This is a genomic window from Janthinobacterium sp. 1_2014MBL_MicDiv, assembly GCF_001865675.1.
GTDB lineage: Bacteria > Pseudomonadota > Gammaproteobacteria > Burkholderiales > Burkholderiaceae_D > Janthinobacterium.
Window position 1 is genome coordinate 3,997,847 of the sequence record NZ_CP011319.1, and the last position, 15,276, is coordinate 4,013,122.

General features: G+C 65.6%; 16 protein-coding genes and 2 tRNA genes. 13 read left to right on the forward strand and 5 right to left on the reverse strand.

Annotation, left to right across the window (positions count from 1 at the left end):
* Positions 1-29 precede the first annotated feature (29 nt).
* Positions 30-197, reverse strand: a complete 168-nt coding sequence (locus YQ44_RS29355; protein ID WP_198043741.1) for a hypothetical protein — start codon at positions 195-197, stop codon at positions 30-32.
* 178 nt (positions 198-375) lie between these two features.
* Between YQ44_RS29355 and YQ44_RS17205 the strand changes: the two genes are divergently transcribed.
* From YQ44_RS17205 to YQ44_RS17230, 6 genes are all read left to right on the forward strand, one after another.
* Complete coding sequence (locus tag YQ44_RS17205) at positions 376-585, forward strand: hypothetical protein (RefSeq protein ID WP_034755039.1); 210 nt, start codon at positions 376-378, stop codon at positions 583-585.
* A gap of 61 nt (positions 586-646) precedes the next feature.
* The gene (locus tag YQ44_RS17210; RefSeq protein ID WP_071324431.1) at positions 647-1,495 is read left to right on the forward strand and encodes a hypothetical protein; all 849 of its coding nucleotides are present in this window, start codon (positions 647-649) and stop codon (positions 1,493-1,495) included.
* Between the two features lie 59 nt (positions 1,496-1,554).
* Positions 1,555-2,733, forward strand: a complete 1,179-nt coding sequence (locus YQ44_RS17215) for a methyltransferase (protein ID WP_071324432.1) — start codon at positions 1,555-1,557, stop codon at positions 2,731-2,733.
* A gap of 91 nt (positions 2,734-2,824) precedes the next feature.
* Positions 2,825-2,901 (forward strand) — tRNA-Met (locus YQ44_RS17220).
* A gap of 107 nt (positions 2,902-3,008) precedes the next feature.
* Positions 3,009-3,500, forward strand: a complete 492-nt coding sequence (locus YQ44_RS17225; protein ID WP_071324433.1) for a hypothetical protein — start codon at positions 3,009-3,011, stop codon at positions 3,498-3,500.
* Between the two features lie 62 nt (positions 3,501-3,562).
* Positions 3,563-3,639: transfer RNA gene (locus YQ44_RS17230), tRNA-Met, on the forward strand.
* 59 nt (positions 3,640-3,698) lie between these two features.
* Here YQ44_RS17230 and YQ44_RS29360 read toward each other — a convergent pair.
* Positions 3,699-4,280: a hypothetical protein gene (locus tag YQ44_RS29360; RefSeq protein WP_198043743.1), complete on the reverse strand. Its 582-nt coding sequence runs from the start codon at positions 4,278-4,280 to the stop codon at positions 3,699-3,701.
* A gap of 142 nt (positions 4,281-4,422) precedes the next feature.
* Here YQ44_RS29360 and YQ44_RS29060 point away from each other — a divergent pair, with 142 nt between their 5' ends.
* The 7 genes from YQ44_RS29060 (at position 4,423) to dbpA (ending at position 12,515) form a co-directional block, all read left to right on the forward strand.
* Positions 4,423-4,587, forward strand: coding sequence for a hypothetical protein (locus YQ44_RS29060; protein WP_156894890.1), 165 nt, complete (start codon positions 4,423-4,425; stop codon positions 4,585-4,587).
* 14 nt (positions 4,588-4,601) lie between these two features.
* Entirely contained in the window at positions 4,602-5,120 is a 519-nt protein-coding gene (locus tag YQ44_RS17240; RefSeq protein WP_071324435.1) for a sigma-70 family RNA polymerase sigma factor, read from the forward strand.
* 1 nt (position 5,121) lies between these two features.
* Positions 5,122-6,129 (forward strand): FecR domain-containing protein, encoded by a 1,008-nt coding sequence (locus YQ44_RS17245; RefSeq protein WP_071324436.1) that lies wholly within the window; start codon positions 5,122-5,124, stop codon positions 6,127-6,129.
* Between the two features lie 159 nt (positions 6,130-6,288).
* Positions 6,289-8,745 carry a TonB-dependent siderophore receptor gene (locus tag YQ44_RS17250; protein ID WP_156894891.1) on the forward strand — a complete coding sequence of 819 codons (2,457 nt, stop codon included), beginning with the start codon at positions 6,289-6,291 and terminating at the stop codon, positions 8,743-8,745.
* A gap of 116 nt (positions 8,746-8,861) precedes the next feature.
* Positions 8,862-10,526, forward strand: coding sequence for an acid phosphatase (locus tag YQ44_RS17255; protein WP_071324438.1), 1,665 nt, complete (start codon positions 8,862-8,864; stop codon positions 10,524-10,526).
* A gap of 217 nt (positions 10,527-10,743) precedes the next feature.
* The gene (locus tag YQ44_RS17260) at positions 10,744-10,980 is read left to right on the forward strand and encodes a hypothetical protein (protein WP_071324439.1); all 237 of its coding nucleotides are present in this window, start codon (positions 10,744-10,746) and stop codon (positions 10,978-10,980) included.
* Between the two features lie 107 nt (positions 10,981-11,087).
* Positions 11,088-12,515 (forward strand): ATP-dependent RNA helicase DbpA, encoded by a 1,428-nt coding sequence (gene dbpA / locus YQ44_RS17265; RefSeq protein ID WP_071324440.1) that lies wholly within the window; start codon positions 11,088-11,090, stop codon positions 12,513-12,515.
* Here the strand turns inward: dbpA and YQ44_RS17270 are convergent.
* The 3 genes from YQ44_RS17270 to cysS form a co-directional block, all read right to left on the reverse strand.
* Positions 12,502-13,053, reverse strand: a complete 552-nt coding sequence (locus YQ44_RS17270) for a hypothetical protein (protein WP_071324441.1) — start codon at positions 13,051-13,053, stop codon at positions 12,502-12,504. The genes dbpA and YQ44_RS17270 overlap by 14 nt on opposite strands.
* The gene (locus tag YQ44_RS17275; RefSeq protein ID WP_156894892.1) at positions 13,046-13,615 is read right to left on the reverse strand and encodes a hypothetical protein; all 570 of its coding nucleotides are present in this window, start codon (positions 13,613-13,615) and stop codon (positions 13,046-13,048) included. Before YQ44_RS17275 ends, YQ44_RS17270 begins: the two co-directional genes overlap by 8 nt.
* Before the next feature lie 61 nt (positions 13,616-13,676).
* Positions 13,677-15,053, reverse strand: coding sequence for a cysteine--tRNA ligase (gene cysS, locus YQ44_RS17280; protein WP_071324443.1), 1,377 nt, complete (start codon positions 15,051-15,053; stop codon positions 13,677-13,679).
* Positions 15,054-15,276 lie beyond the last annotated feature (223 nt).

Consider the following 15,276-nt stretch of genomic DNA (forward strand, 5'->3'; position numbering starts at 1 on the left):
CGCACCAGCGAGGCGGCAAGGGCGGGACGTCAGCGCGGCACGGCCTCCCTTCCCAGCCTCAGCAGTTCCCAGCCCAGTTCGCGGCGGATCTGCTCGGGGTCAGGCGGCGGACGGCGCTGCGCCAGTTCCGCTTGCAACCATTTCCTGACCAATTCCTTGCCAGGTTGCTTCGGCTGTTCCTTGTCACGCTTTTCCATGATGCTACCTCTTCAATGGCGGCCAGACGACCTCCTATATACGTTCAACGTCATGGCGCGGATTCAGTTGACTTGGGCGTGGCGCAGTTGCAACAGTATGTAAGCAGGCGCGGAGTGGGTTAAAATCCCGGCCTTCGCGCAGCAACCGCCTACGCCCCGCAACAGTTCAAGGAATCCCATGAAAGCCGCCCGCAGCCTCACCTTCAAGTGCGTCAAATGTCACAAATCCATGCAGGTCTACCTGCAAAAAGTCTCCGCCTGCTCGCATATCCAGCCCTACCAGGGCATATGCGCCTGCGGCGAGCTCAAGCGCCACGCCACGGGCCAGGCCGATGCCGTCAAGTCCTACCTGGAATCGGCGGACGGTAGCTGGTCGCACCACCACTAATGGTTAAAGAATGGGCCATGGTTGCCGTTAATCGGGTACTTGCCCATTCAAGAATGTCACCATGTCCCAGCTTCCCGCCCTCATTGCCGGCTCGCGCCAGCCTGCCGCCAACGCCCTGGCGGGACCCGCCTCCCAAAAATCCGGCGCCAGCCAGACCGGCCTGGCGGCCTCGCCACTGATGCAGCGTACGGCGCAGGACGTGGTGGCGCTGTCGAAAAACGGCCTGGACCTGTCGGCCAGGGGGCTGGAGCAGCGCACGGACGCGCTGGGCCACGCCACCGTCGACGTGGCGCAGGACTTCCTCTCCACCATGACGCGCCAGCTGTTCGGCGACGGCGCCAGCATCGCCTTCGACAAGGTCGACCTGCAGGCCGGAGCCAGCTTCGGCAGTGGCAGCGTCTCGGGCACCGGCAGCCGCATGGCCGCCTTCAGCCTCGATGAAAGCGCCCACTTCATCGGCAAGGGCAAGATCACCACGGCCGACGGCCAGACCTTCGATTTCGAAGTGGAAGTGCAATACCAATCGACGATCAGTGCCGGCTTGCTTGAGCAAACGCACGGTCCCGATGCGCCGCAGCCGGACGCTGCCGCCGATGAAGCGGACCTGCCCGCCAGAGAGCTGCCCGCCACGGACTTCGCCGGCAATCTGCGCGACCTGTTCAAGCTGCTGGGCCAGCAGCTGCAAAGCCAGGTCTACCATGGCAAGCGCGACGCAGACGGCGTCAGCGGCAGTGCTGGCGACCCGGCAGGCAGCCTGAGCTTGCGTTTGCTCAATCTGGTACAGCCGGACAAGCCGGCCGACGCCGGCAAGAAAACGGCAGAGGCCACGCCCGAAGCGCAGGCGCGCGCCCGCGCGCTGGCCCAGGCATATGGCACGGACGGTCCAGGCAGCACGGGCAGCGACGTATAATAGAAGACGGCCTGCGCAGGCGACCATGCCGCGCGCCCACCTTCTTTCGATTGAAACCCATGTCCGACACTTCTTCAAATACCGCCCATCCGCAGATCCACTGGAGCGAAAACGGCGCCGAGCATTCGGCCCGCTGGCGCTCGGAAAGCGGCATGCCGCCGCCCAAGCGCCTCGTCATCGCCGACGACCGCACGACGGCCGACCAGGCTTACCGCCTGGCCTGCGAAGGCACGGCCATGCTGTGGCGCGGCGACTTCCAGAATGCGCGCCAGCTGCTGCAGGCGCTGGCGCGACGCGCCGACCACAAGAACGACAAGCCCGGCAAGAAGGCCAAGGCCGCCAAGCTGGCCAAGCCCGAGCCGTCCGCCACGGAAGCATTCCACCTGCACCGCCAGGCCCAGTCGCAGCGCGCCCGCACGCTGGCCATGCTGCTGCTGCCCTTCGATGCCGATTACACGATTCCGCTGCGCCGCGCGCCGGACGTGAAACTGGCTTGCAATGAAGCGTATGGCCGCGGCGAGGAGCCGTTCATCGCCTCGCTGCGCGAGCTGCTGGGCCTGATCGGCGCGCATGAATGGCGCCGCACGGGCGTGGAATTGCCGGCCCTGGGCCAGCGCATCCACCCGCATTACGGCGTGTTCGCGCCGATCCGCGGCGAATACGTGGGCCTGGTGGCCGACGCGCCGCTGCCCGCGCGCGCCAAGCTGGCCTTCGATATCGGCACCGGCACGGGCGTGCTGGCCGCCGTGCTGGCGCAGCGCGGCATCGAACGCATCGTCGCCACCGACCAGGACCCGCGCGCCCTGTCCTGCGCGCGCGAAAACCTGGCGCGCCTCGACTTGCAGGGCAAGGTCGACGTCGTGCAGGCCGACCTGTTCCCCGCCGGCCGCGCGCCGCTGGTCGTGTGCAACCCGCCCTGGCTGCCGGCCCGTCCCAGCTCGCCCATCGAATACGCCGTCTACGATCCGGACAGCCGCATGCTGCGCGGCTTCCTCGCCGGCCTGGCCGGCCACCTGGAGCCTGGCGGCGAAGGCTGGCTGATTTTGTCCGACCTGGCCGAGCACCTGGGCTTGCGCCCGCGCGCGCAATTGCTCGAGTGGATAGCCCAGGCGGGCTTGAAAGTCGTCGACCGCCTGGACGTGAAACCCACGCACCCGCGCGCACAGGACGCCAGCGACAGCCTGCACGCGGCCCGCTCGCAGGAAACCACGTCGCTGTGGCGCCTGGCGGCGGCCTGAGGCAGGACTCAAAACAGGACTAACAACGGGACTTGAACAGGGATCGGCACCCGGTCATTGCGCATTGCAGCAAACTCCGCTATAATTCGCCTGCGGGGTGGAGCAGTCTGGCAGCTCGTCGGGCTCATAACCCGAAGGTCACAGGTTCAAATCCTGTCCCCGCAACCAATACCGGAAAGCCGCTGATTCTTGCAAAGGATCAGCGGCTTTTTTTATTCCACCCCGTGCCGGTCAGCCATGTTAAATTGCCACTTTTAATTTGCAAGGGCGACACCTTGAAAGCATTCCGCACTACCTGCCTGCTGGCCACCGCGCTCTTCTCCGCCACGGCCCAAGCCCAGTCCCAAGCGCAGCGGGATGCGGAATATCTGCAAGAGTTCATCATCCCTTTGGCCAAACTGCAACTTGAGAGGCGCGGCCAATTCCTTCCGCTCGGCGCGGCCCTGAAGCGGACCGACAACTTCGTTCTCATGCCCGTAAGCACCTCCACGCCTGGACTACTGCCGGCCGACATCATCAAACAGATACAGCAAGCCCTCGAGCAAGGTGCCGCCGACGGCGACTACAAAACAACCGCCCTCGTATATGACGCCACAGTCCCCCTGCCCGCATCCGGCAAACCGTCCGATGCGATCGCCGTCGCGCTCGACCATCGCGATGGGTATTCGGTGATCACCTTCCTGCCGTACGAACTGCGCGGCACGGAAGTGCATATGGGCACGCCTTTTACGCGCCAGGGTACGTCCACGGTGTTCAGGCAAAAGTAAGTACCCAGGCAGGCCCGGCAAAGATCCTTCCCGCAACGCAGCAAACTCGTATATAATTCGCCTGCGGGGTGGAGCAGTCTGGCAGCTCGTCGGGCTCATAACCCGAAGGTCACAGGTTCAAATCCTGTCCCCGCAACCAATACCGGAAAGCCGCTGATTCTTGCAAAAGATCAGCGGCTTTTTCATTGCTGGCCGCCTTTATGCGGTGGCGGCGCTTGCCCTGATCTGCCTGGCCGCCGCATGCAGGCTGGCCGCCACGCGCTCCAGCTTGTCGGCGCCCGCCGTTTCCGCCAGCGCGGCAAATGCGCTGACATGAAACGTGGCCACCATCGCCGGCGAGACGTCGAGCTCCAGCGCCGTCTTGCTCAATGCCGTCGACGCCTCGAGGTAAGGCTCGCTGCCCGCCTCGAACGCCTGCTTGGTTTCCAGCAACTCCTGCCCGCCCTCGGCCTTGGCCAGGCAATCGTCGACCTTTTGCTGGAAGGCCGGCAAGCTATCGCGCAGCGGCCCGGCGTCCGGCACCGCTGCGGGCTCCGGCTCCGCTGGTGCGGGCGCAGGCGCAGGCGCGGCGGGCGCAGGCTTGTCCGCCGTCGGCATGTCGCGCAGCGTGAGCCAGCGCTCGACGGCGAGGAAATCGGCAAACGGCTCGGCCACCTTGGGATTCATCAGCCAGACCTCGCCCGTGCGCCAGTCGATCCTGGCGCCGCGCTCATTTCTCGCCAACAAGATATCCTTGCCGCCATCGGCATTCGACACCCGGCCGATATCCAGCCAGTTCATCAACTCCGCCTGGCGCGACATCGCGTTGACCCGGTGGAAGTAGGCCAACCATAAAAATCTGGCGACCAGAAGAACCAGGGCACCGCCAACCATCCACATCATTTTTCGCTCCGCACCACATCAACAGCCCGCATTTTCTCACATGAAAGCTTGCGCCAAGGAAACTTTTACATCTGCCGTGCGGCAGCGCAAATCCACGGCCGTACGCGGCCCGGGCGCGCAGTCGCATTTCAACAACGCCGCGTTTTCCCTGATTGCCTGGCGCGCGCCGCTGCGCTATTATGAGAACAATTCTCATTTAGATTAAGACGTCCTGCACGCATGCTGTCCGCCCCCTCCCCGTCGTCCGATTTCCAGGCCCTGTATGCCGAGCACCACGCGTGGCTGCTGCACTGGCTGAAGCGTCGCCTGCACGATGCGGGACTGGCCGGCGATCTGGCGCAGGATACCTTCATCAAGATCTTCGTTGCGCGCAGCAGCGCCGGGATCGCGCAGCCGCGCCCTTTCCTCGCCACCATCGCGAAACGCCTGCTGGCCAATCACTGCCGCCGCGAAGAGCTCGAACGCGCCTACCTCGACGCGCTGCTGCACCAGCCGCAAGCCTGCACGCCATCGCCGGAAGCGATGTCCATCCTGCTCGAATCGCTGCAACGGATCGACCGCGCGCTGGACCGCCTCTCCGCCAAGGCAAAGGCCGCCTTCCTGCTGGCCCACCTGGACGGCATGAGCTACGCCGAGATCGCCGCCGAACTGGGCACCACCACGCACTCCGTCAAAAAATACCTGAGCAAGGCCAATCTGCTGTGCTTTTTCGCCGTGCCTGATTTTGCCGCGCCCTGACATGCGCGGCGCCACCGTCTACGCCCAGGGCCAGCCCATCGACCTGGCCATCGCCATGCAGGCGGCCGAATGGCTGACCACCCTGATGAGCGGCGCAGCCACGCCGGCGGAAAAAACGGCCTGGCAAGCATGGCGCCAGGCACACCCCGACCATGAGCGCGCGTGGAAACACATCGAAAGCGTCAGCGGCGGCTTGCGCGAACTCGATGCCCAGGCCAGCCGCAAGGCGCTGCTGCAAGGTCCCAGTTCGCGCTCAATCTCGCGCCGCACCAGCCTGCAACTGCTGGCATGGGTATCGACCATCGGCATCACGGGCTGGTTCGGCGCGCGCTCGCCCTACGCGCCCGACTTCGCCCGCGCCGCGCTGGCCGACCTGTCCACCAGCGTGGGCGAGCGCCGCGAACTGACCCTGCCGGACGGCAGCCATCTGCACCTCAACAGCGGCAGCGCCGTCAACATCCGCTACACGGGCACGCAGCGCCTGCTGCAACTGGTGCAGGGCGAAGTCTTCATCGCCACCGCCCGTGAAACGGACCGCCCCTACCGCCCCTTCCTCGTCGAGACCGCGCACGGCCATGCGCAGGCGCTGGGCACGCGCTACTCGGTGCGCCAGGCCGAGGGCAGCACCGTCGTCGCCGTCGAGGAAGGCGCCGTCCGGCTGCTGCCGCGCCTTGGCGACGACAAGCTGCTCGTCCAGGCGGGCCAGGCCGCCAGCATGACGGCGCAGCAGGTCTTGCCCGCGCACGCCGTCTCGCCCGACATCTGGGCCTGGCGCCAGGGCCTGCTGCTGGCCGACGCCATGCCGCTGCGCGACTTCCTGCATGAACTGAGCCGCTACCGCCACGGCTTGCTGGGCTGCGACGACACGGTCGCCCATCTGCGCATCTCCGGCGTCTTCCCGCTGGCCGACCTCGATGCCGTGCTGCTGTCGCTGCCCGAATCCCTGCCGGTAGACGTGCGCCTGCGCACGCGCTACTGGGTGCAGGTGGAAGCGCGCCAGCAGCGCTGAAGATGTATTTTGATGCCAGCGCAAAAAAAACTTACCCGCTTTCGATTCTCGCGTGACCTGTGTAGGCAACGTTCTTTTTGACGACTACACCACAAGGTAACCATGTCTCCAGTTATGTCTTCCCAGTCCCGGTCCCGGCCGCGCCCGCGGCGCACGCGCATGGCGCATGCCGTCCAGTTCGTCTTCATCGGTTCGGCCCTGCTGCTGAACGCCCAGGCGCCCGCCCTGGCGCAGGACAGCACGGCGGCGCCAGCGGCCAGCCAGGACTTCCAGGTGCCGGCCGGCGACCTGGCAACGGCGCTGCGCCAGGTCGCCAGCCAGTCCAGGGTCATCCTCAGCTTCACGCCGGAACAGACGCGCGGCAAGACCTCTTCCAGCCTCACCGGCCGCCACGACGTGCTGGCCGCCCTGAACGGCGTCTTGCGCGGCACCGGCCTGAAGGCGGAACGCAGCGCGAATGGCAGCTTTGTCCTGCGCCCGGCCGATGCCGAAGCCAGGGGCGAAGCGCTGTCCATGATGCCGGAAGTGTCGGTCAAGGCGCAGCAGGATGCCACCGAAGGTTCGGGTGCGTATGTCTCCCCCCTGCCGATCGCCACGGCCACGCCGCTGGGCCTGTCCATCAGGGAAACGCCGCAGTCGGTCAGCGTCATCACGCAGCAGCGCATGCAGGACCAGGGCTTGAGCACCATCGCGCAGGTGATGGCGCAAACGCCGGGCATCACCCTGTTCGCGCTGGGCAGCGAGCGCACGGGCTTCACTTCGCGCGGCTATTCGATCACCAATTACCAGCTCGATGGCGTCAGCACGCACTCGGAAAACCTGGGCCTCAATGCGATACCGTCGCAAAGCCTGGCCGACATGGCGCTGTACGACCGCATCGAAGTGCTGCGCGGCGCCTCGGGCCTGATGACGGGCGCCGGCGACGCCTCGGGCGCCATCAACATGGTGCGCAAGAAGCCGACGGCGCAGTTCCAGGCGTCCGTCGAGGGCGAGCTGGGTTCCTACGATGAACGGCGCGTCATGGCCGACGTTGCCGGCCCCCTCAACGCAGCGCGCACGCTGCGCGGCCGCCTGGTGACGGTGTACGAGGAAGGCGACAGCATCATCGACGGCTACAGCCGCGACAAGAAAGTGGTGTATGGCGTGGTCGAGGCGGATCTCTCGAGCGACACGAAACTGACGGCCGGCGTCACGCACCAGCGCAAGCGCTCGAACGGATCCCTGTCCTACCTGGGCTTCCCCCTGTTCTACAGCAATGGCGCAATGACGGACCTGCCCCGCTCCTTCAGCCCGGCGGCCACGTCGAACCGCTTCGGCACCAATTCGACCGACCTCTTCGCCACCCTGGAACACGCACTGAGCAACGACTGGAAACTGAAAATCTCGGCCAACCGCGTGCAATCGTCGCAGGAAGAGCGCGCCGTCTACCTGAACGTGAGCGAGGGTTTTCCCGACCAGACCACGGGCGATGGCCTGCGTTTGAGCGCCGACTACCGCGATTACCAGCTCCAGGTCAACAGCGTGGACGTCAATGTGCGCGGCCCGTTCAGCGCGTTCGGCCGCCAGCACGAACTGGTGCTGGGCATGGACTACAACGAATTTCAAAGCACGACAGACGGCAGGTTCGACTGGAATATCCAGGGCAAGGCCGCCAACCTGTACCGCTGGAATCGCACGGCAACGCCCGTATTTGGCGACACCTATGTCACCTATGACAGCACGCGCCGCCAGGCCAGCGCGTATGCCGCCACGCGCCTGAACCTGTCCGAGCGCCTGAAACTGATCGCCGGCGCGAAGGTGCTGCGCTACAGCGAGAACTACATCTCGGACGCGCCTTCCGTGAATTTTTACAGCGCCTCCCCCGCCTCGGAAAGCCGCGTCTTCACGCCGTACGGCGGCCTGGTGTTCGACATCGACGGCACGCACAGCGCCTACGCCAGCTACTCCACCATCTACCAGCCACAGGCCCAGCAAGACCGCTACGGCAAGCTGCTGGCGCCGCGCGAGGGCAAGACCCTGGAAGCGGGCGTCAAGAGCGGCTGGCTCGATGGCCGCCTGAACACCTCTGCCGCGCTGTACCAGATCCGCCAGAGCAACCTGGCCGAATCGGATCCCGGCTACACCGTGCCGGGCACGAACAATCCCGCGAACCGCGCCATCAAGGGCGCCAAGACCCAGGGCGTGGACCTGGAAGCGACGGGCGCCCTGACGCCGGACTGGAACATTTCGGCATCGTGGTCCTACAGCCAGACGGAAAACAATACCGGCAAGGCGATCCTGACCACCTTCCCGCGCCACCTGGTGAAACTGTGGACCACCTGGCGCCTGCCCGGCGACTTGCATCGCCTGACGGTGGGCGGCGGCGTGAACTGGCAAAGCCGCGTGTATTCCGACATCGATGCGTGGCAAATCAACAGCACCCTGCACTGGGAACAGAAGGCGTATTCGGTGGCCAGCCTGATGGCGCGCTACGACGTCAGCGACAAGCTCTCTGCCACCGTGAACGTGGCCAACCTGTTCGACAAGCAGTACACGGCTTCCGTGTCGGACTGGTGGTACTCGGGCATGCATGGCCCGGCGCGCAAGGTGGCATTGAGCGTGCGCTACCAGTTCTAGGGTCGGCTGAATATTTCACATTGGCGCAGGGCCGGTGATACAATTTTCCCGCTTCACGGGCGTTGCCGGTCATTGCCGCCAACGCCCGTGCCCATAGAGACACCCAAGGAGAATGTGTGAAGGACCTCGCCCCCGCCCTGCCAGCCGATCCGGCCGACCAACCCGCCAATCCCTCGCGCCGGCGCATTTTCCAGGCTGCTTCCGCAGTCGGCCTGGCCGCCAGCCTGCCGGCGCTGGCCGACGCCGCGCCAGCCAGGAAGACCATCGTCAAGGGTTCGCTCGACGCGAAACTCAAGGCGCACGTCAAGAACGTGGTCGTGATCTACCTGGAAAACCGCAGCTTCAACAACCTGTTCGCCAACTTCCCCGGCACCAGCGCGCCCCTGTCCGCCGTCACGGCGGAACAGGCGCAGCAGCTGGACCGCGACGGCAAGCCGCTGGCCACCCTGCCGAAGATCTGGGGCGGCCTGGTGCCGAACCAGCAGAATATCGGCGGCATCGATTACCTGATCAAGGAAGACCAGATTTCCGGCCTGCCGAACGCGCCCTACAAATTGAGCGACGCGGCCGGCAAGCCTCTGCCCGAGAGCATCATCACGCGCGACCTCGTGCACCGCTTCTATAACAACCAGATGCAGATCAACGGCGGCAAGAACGACGGCTTTGCCGCCTGGGCCGACAGCGGCGGGCTGGTGATGGGCCACTACGGCGAAACGTCGAAAAACCTGAATCTGTGGCAGATCGCCGAACAGTACACCCTGTGCGACAACTTCTTCATGGCGGCCTTCGGCGGCTCCTACATGAACCACCAGTTCCTGGTCACGGGTCGCGCCAACGAATACTTCAACGCATCCGAGACGGCGGCGAAGAAAAAGATCGCCGTGCTGTCGGACGGTCCGCAAGGCGTGCGCCTGGCGATCTCGCCCGAGTGCCCGGCCTCGGCGCTCGAGGGCAAGCCGAAATACGTGAACGACGGCGCCATCACGCCGGACGGCTATGCCGTCAACACCATGGCGCCGCCCTACCAGCCCAGCTACATCCGCCCCGCCTTTGACGGCGACCCGCTGCACGCCGATCCGGCCGATGCGAATACGCTGCCGCCGCAAACCTACGACACCATCGGCGACCTGCTGTCGCGCAAGGGCGTCAGCTGGGCGTGGTATGGCGGCGGCTGGCAAGCGGCGCTCGACCACAAGGGCGGCGGCAGCAAGCCGAATTTCCAGTTCCACCACCAGCCGCTGAATTACTTCAAGCAGTTCGCCCCGGGCACGGCGGCGCGCGCCGAGCACCTGCGCGACGGCGGCACGGGCGACAGCCCGATTTCGAACAAATTCCTCGCCGCCGCCGTGGCGGGCAAGCTGCCGGCCGTGACCTTCTACAAGCCGCAGGGTAATTTGAACCTGCACGCCGGCTATTCGGACATCGAGTCGGGCGACCAGCACGTGGCCAACATCATCGCCCACTTGAAGGCGTCGCCGCAGTGGAAGGACATGATCGTGGTGATCACGTTCGACGAAAACGGCGGCTGGTGGGATCACGTGGCGCCGCCGAAGGGCGACCGCTGGGGCCCGGGCACGCGCATTCCCGCCATCGTCGTCTCGCCATACGCGAAGAAAGGCGCAGTCGACCACAGCTTCTACGACACGACGTCGATCCTGCGCCTGATCACGCGCCTGCACGACCTGCCACTGCTCGAAGGCCTGAAAGTGCGCAACGACGCGTTCGCGGCCCGTGGCGCGCTGCCGCCCGGCGACCTGACGGGCGCCCTGAGCTTCCGCTGATAGAACAACAGCGCATCCCACAATGCGGCACGCCTGTGATACACTGCGTGCCGCACTTAAATCCGCAGGACAAGTTTTCCTGATGGTTGTCCCAACAATGAGCCCGACTCCAGTAGCCGGGCTTTTGTTTTGTGGATGAAGTTAAAGCGTATTGACATAGGCGGGCAACACCTTGCCCGCCCCCTGGCTTTCGCAAGCCAGGGACAGAGGTTAGCAAATGAGAGATAAAAAAGACAACGCCACCATCGATTTGCCCGGCTTTGGCCCGCCGCCTGCGCCCGACGCGCCAGAGCCGGCGCCGGAACCGCAGCGCCGCGTGCGCACGCGCAAGGTGGCCTTGAAACAGGTGCAGCTGGAATTGCTGGAGCCGACCGATGCCACGGGCTTGCCCGTCTGGACGCGCGACCCCGGCCTCGACCTGACCGGCTTGCCGGTCTGGGCGCCCGACAATTGACCCCATGCCGGCGGCCGTTTGCCGCCAGCTTCCACACCACCATCCGCACAAGGGCGTAAGCCTGTAGACTGTGCCCATCCACCCGCCTTTTACCGGTTACGCCCCCTATGAACACCACCTCCGACACTACCACCGCTTTTTCCAGCCTGCCGCTGACGCCCGCCTTCCTGGCCAACCTGGACTCGCTCGGCTATCACGAGATGACCACCATCCAGGCGCAAAGCCTGCCGGCGGTGCTCGATGGCCGTGACCTGATCGCCCAGGCCAAGACGGGCAGCGGCAAGACCGCCGCCTTCGGCATCGGCATCCTGCACAAGCTCAATCCGGCCTGGTTCGCCGTGCAGGGCCTGGTGCTCTGCCCTACGCGCGAACTGGCCGACCAGGTGGCCAATGAACTGCGCCGCCTGGCGCGCGCGGCCGGCAACATCAAGATCCTGACCCTGACGGGCGGCGCGCCGATGCGCCCGCAAATCGCTTCGCTGGAACACGGCGCGCACATCGTCGTCGGCACGCCGGGCCGCCTGCGCGATCACCTGGGCCGCGGCACCATCAACCTGAACCACGTGCAAACGCTGGTGCTCGATGAAGCGGACCGCATGACGGACATGGGTTTTTACGAGGAAATCGCCGGCATCGTCAGCGCCTGCCCGGCGCGCCGCCAGACCTTGCTGTTCTCGGCCACGTACCCGGAAGACATCCGCCGCGCCACCGCATCGTTCCTCGTCAACCCGCTGGAAGTGACGGTCGAAGCGCAGCATGACAACGACAAGATCGAACAGCGCTTCTATGAAATCGGCTTCGACGAGCGCAATGCGGCCGTCGGCAAGCTGCTCAAGCACTTCAAGCCGGAATCGACACTGGCCTTCTGCAACACCAAGGTGCATTGCCGCGAACTGGCAGAAGAACTGCGCCAGCAAGGCTTTTCCGCGCTGGCCCTGTACGGCGAGCTGGAACAGCGCGAGCGCGATGAAATCCTCGTGCTGTTCGCCAACCGCAGCTGCTCCGTGCTGGTGGCCACCGACGTCGCCGCGCGCGGCCTCGACATCTCCGACCTGGGCGCCGTGATCAACGTCGACGTCTCGAAGGATACGGAAGTGCACATCCACCGCATCGGCCGCACGGGCCGCGGCAGCAAGAAGGGCCTGGCCCTGTCGCTGTGCGCGCCGAACGAAAAGAAATGGGTCAAGCTGATCGAGCAATACCAGAACAGCGCCGCCGAATGGCACGAACTGAAGGAACTGGACGAGGACGACGGCGCCGAGGCGCTGCCGGCGCCGATGGTCACCCTGTGCATCATGGGCGGCAAGAAGGACAAGCTGCGTCCGGGCGACCTGCTGGGCGCGCTGACGGGCGACGCCGGCCTCACCAAGGAGCAGGTGGGCAAGATCAACGTGTTCGAGTTCATGACCTATGTGGCGCTCGACCGCAACGTGGCCGAAGCGGCCTTCAAGCGCCTGAACGCGGGTAATACCCTGGGGCGCGACTTCGGCAACATCAAGGGCCGCAGCTTCAAGATGCGCTTTATCGAGGCGTAAGCGCCTGCAAGGCACGCAGGGTCGCCATGACCCTGCGCCCCGGATAGTCTGCCCAGGCGGGATACCGCCCGCGGTAATAGCAGTTCCAGTAGCTGGCGACGCGCCGCTCCAGGGTCGCGACATACGCGGGGTTCTCCCGCAGATAGCGCGCCAGCGCATCGGCATTCCAGGCCGGCAGCGCCGCCCCGATTCTTTCCACGATCTCCAGCACGTATTCGCCGCACAGGTGCACGAGGAACGGCACCGTCCACGGCCGCTCCTGCCGCAACAGCTGCGCCACGCAGTGCTCGCGCAAGTGGCCGTCATGGTGGCGCGTGCCCAGGCACAGGGCGATCACGCCCGCGTCGCCAGCCAGCCGCGTGCAAGCGAGCAGCTGCTCGCGGCCATAATACGTGCGCAACGGTATGCGCAGGAGGTGGCCATCCTGGCGCACCTCGAACACGCCTGCGGGAGCGTGCGGCTGCCCGCTGGACAAGGCCGGCAACAGGTGCGCCAGCATATCGGCCAGCGCCGCCGGCAAGGCCTGCGCCTCAGTCATCGGACGCGTCCCTGCACGTCTTGCGCACGCCCAGCGCAGGTTTATCCCTCCTTTCAAAGATCACATTCGAATACCACCCGGCCGGATCGCCGTCGCTGGGCTTGCCCAGCGAAATATAGTAGCCGTCGTGCGCAAACACGGCCGTGGTTTCCTTGCCCGGCATGGCGGCCCGCAGGAAGGCGGGATACGCCGCCTTGTCCAGCCGGGCAAAGTGCGCGGCCAGCAGCGCCAGCAGGCGCGCGTGCGTCTCCGGCGCATACGGGAACAGGTACAGGTATTCGACCAGTTCATTGCCGTCGGCCAGGCGCGTGACGGCACCCGTCGCTGCTTCCGCCACGCCACCGAAGCGGCACAAGGTGCCGCCGCTGTAGGCGAAGTCGATGACGGTCTGCGGCGCGCACGCCTGCCGTTCGCGGTCGATGCCGACGGGCGGCAGCGCGCGCACCTGTGCCAGCAGCGCCTCGCCGGACGTGGCCAGCACGGGGAAGCCCGGGCATTCGCTGGCCGCCTGCGCGGACGAGAAGGCAAGACAACAACTGAACAACAGCACAGCACGCTTCACGGCATCTCCCGTTTCCATCAGGCGGCCATTATGCATGGCCGGCGCAGATACGGCCACACGCTCACAAGGGGCGCGCCTGCTGGCCCTGCGGCGTATCCTCGATCTCGTAGCCGGCCGCCCGCGCCAGTTCTCGCAGGCGGTCCGCCTCGGACCACAGCCGGTGCGCGCGGGCCACGGCGCGCTCTTCCAGCCACGCCCGCACCTGCTCCGGCACGGCCGCCGGCGCCGGCCGCCAGCGCAGCAGGTCGAGTCCCAGCGCCGCATCGAAGCGGGCCATGCTGGCCTTTTTCACGGCATCCGGCATATCGCTTTTCAGCAGTTCCCAGGCCACGGCCAGCGCGCGCGGGTAATTGAGGTCATCGTTGAGCTGTGCCGCGAAGCGCGCCAGCCATGCGGGATCGGCATCGCCCGCCGCCTCGCCCAGGCCATGTACGGTCGCGCGCAGGCGCGCCAGGCCGCTGGCGGCGGCACGCAAGGCATCGTGCGTGAAATTGAGGCTGCTGCGGTAATGAGCGCCCAGGCACAGGTAGCGGTAGGCGAGCGGATCGACGCCCTGCTCCAGCAGGCTATGCAAGCGCAAGAAGTCACCGGAAGATTTCGACATCTTCGTATCCTGCGTCTTCAGGAAGGCGCCGTGCAGCCAGAAATTGGCCAGGCGCGTGCCATGGCGCGCTTCCGTCTGCGCGATCTCGTTGCTGTGGTGGACGGCCACATGGTCTTCGCCGCCGCAATGGATGTCGAAATACGCGCCCAGGTGCTTTTCCGCCATCGCCGAGCATTCGATATGCCAGCCGGGAAAGCCCAGGCCCCAGGGGCTGTCCCATTCCATCTGCCGCTGCCCCGGCGCACCGCTGAACTTCCACAGCGCGAAGTCGCAGATATCGCGCTTCTCGCCCAGCTCCACGCGCTTGCCCGCCTGCAGGCCATCGCGCTGCAAGCGCGCCAGTGTTCCATAGCTGTCCTGGCGCGTCGTGTCGAAATAGATGCCGTCACTAGTGCGGTAGGTATAGCCCTTCGCTTCCAGGTCGCGGATGAAGGCGATCTGCTCGGGAATGTGATCGGTGGCGCGGCACCAGACGGTGGGCGGCAGGATATTCAAGCGCTGCAGATCGTCTTCGAACGCGCGCGTGAATGCGGCGGCGATATCCCAGGCCGACTTGCCGCTGCGGGCGCTGCGCGCTTCGACCTTGTCGTCGCCGCTGTCCGCATCCGACGTCAAATGGCCCACGTCCGTGATATTCATCACGTGACGCACCTGCAGGCCGTTGAACTCGAGCGCGCGGCGCAAGCCGTCGACGAACAGATAGGTGCGCAGGTTGCCGATATGCGCGTAATCGTAGACGGTGGGGCCGCAGGCATACAGGCCCGCCTGGCCCGGGGCGATGGTTTCGAAGGGCCGCAGGCTGCGGCTATACGTGTCGTACAAATGAAGTGTCATGCGGGACTTTCATGCGCGTTGCGGAAAAAGAAAATGGCCACAGGTTTTTCAACACTGTGGCCATCGGAATGAGGAGTAAAAACTTATCGGCGCAAGGCCGCATCCTCCCGGGGCCAGGTACACGGACACAGCGCGGCAGCGGCGCGGTATGCAGGGACTGGATGGAGGATGAAAGAGGTCATGAGGGAGAATATCGCATGCGCGCCGGCGGGCCGTCAAGCCC

Excerpts from the sequence above, each read along its gene's own strand:
- YQ44_RS29355 (WP_198043741.1), bottom strand. The coding sequence starts at position 197 with ATGGAAAAGCGTGACAAGGAACAGCCGAAGCAACCTGGCAAGGAATTG.
- YQ44_RS17205 (WP_034755039.1), top strand. The coding sequence starts at position 376 with ATGAAAGCCGCCCGCAGCCTCACCTTCAAGTGCGTCAAATGTCACAAA.
- YQ44_RS17210 (WP_071324431.1), top strand. The coding sequence starts at position 647 with ATGTCCCAGCTTCCCGCCCTCATTGCCGGCTCGCGCCAGCCTGCCGCC.
- YQ44_RS17215 (WP_071324432.1), top strand. The coding sequence starts at position 1,555 with ATGTCCGACACTTCTTCAAATACCGCCCATCCGCAGATCCACTGGAGC.
- YQ44_RS29360 (WP_198043743.1), bottom strand. The coding sequence starts at position 4,280 with ATGAACTGGCTGGATATCGGCCGGGTGTCGAATGCCGATGGCGGCAAG.
- YQ44_RS29060 (WP_156894890.1), top strand. The coding sequence starts at position 4,423 with ATGAAAGCTTGCGCCAAGGAAACTTTTACATCTGCCGTGCGGCAGCGC.
- YQ44_RS17240 (WP_071324435.1), top strand. The coding sequence starts at position 4,602 with ATGCTGTCCGCCCCCTCCCCGTCGTCCGATTTCCAGGCCCTGTATGCC.
- YQ44_RS17245 (WP_071324436.1), top strand. The coding sequence starts at position 5,122 with ATGCGCGGCGCCACCGTCTACGCCCAGGGCCAGCCCATCGACCTGGCC.
- YQ44_RS17250 (WP_156894891.1), top strand. The coding sequence starts at position 6,289 with ATGGCGCATGCCGTCCAGTTCGTCTTCATCGGTTCGGCCCTGCTGCTG.
- YQ44_RS17260 (WP_071324439.1), top strand. The coding sequence starts at position 10,744 with ATGAGAGATAAAAAAGACAACGCCACCATCGATTTGCCCGGCTTTGGC.
- dbpA (WP_071324440.1), top strand. The coding sequence starts at position 11,088 with ATGAACACCACCTCCGACACTACCACCGCTTTTTCCAGCCTGCCGCTG.
- YQ44_RS17270 (WP_071324441.1), bottom strand. The coding sequence starts at position 13,053 with ATGACTGAGGCGCAGGCCTTGCCGGCGGCGCTGGCCGATATGCTGGCG.
- cysS (WP_071324443.1), bottom strand. The coding sequence starts at position 15,053 with ATGACACTTCATTTGTACGACACGTATAGCCGCAGCCTGCGGCCCTTC.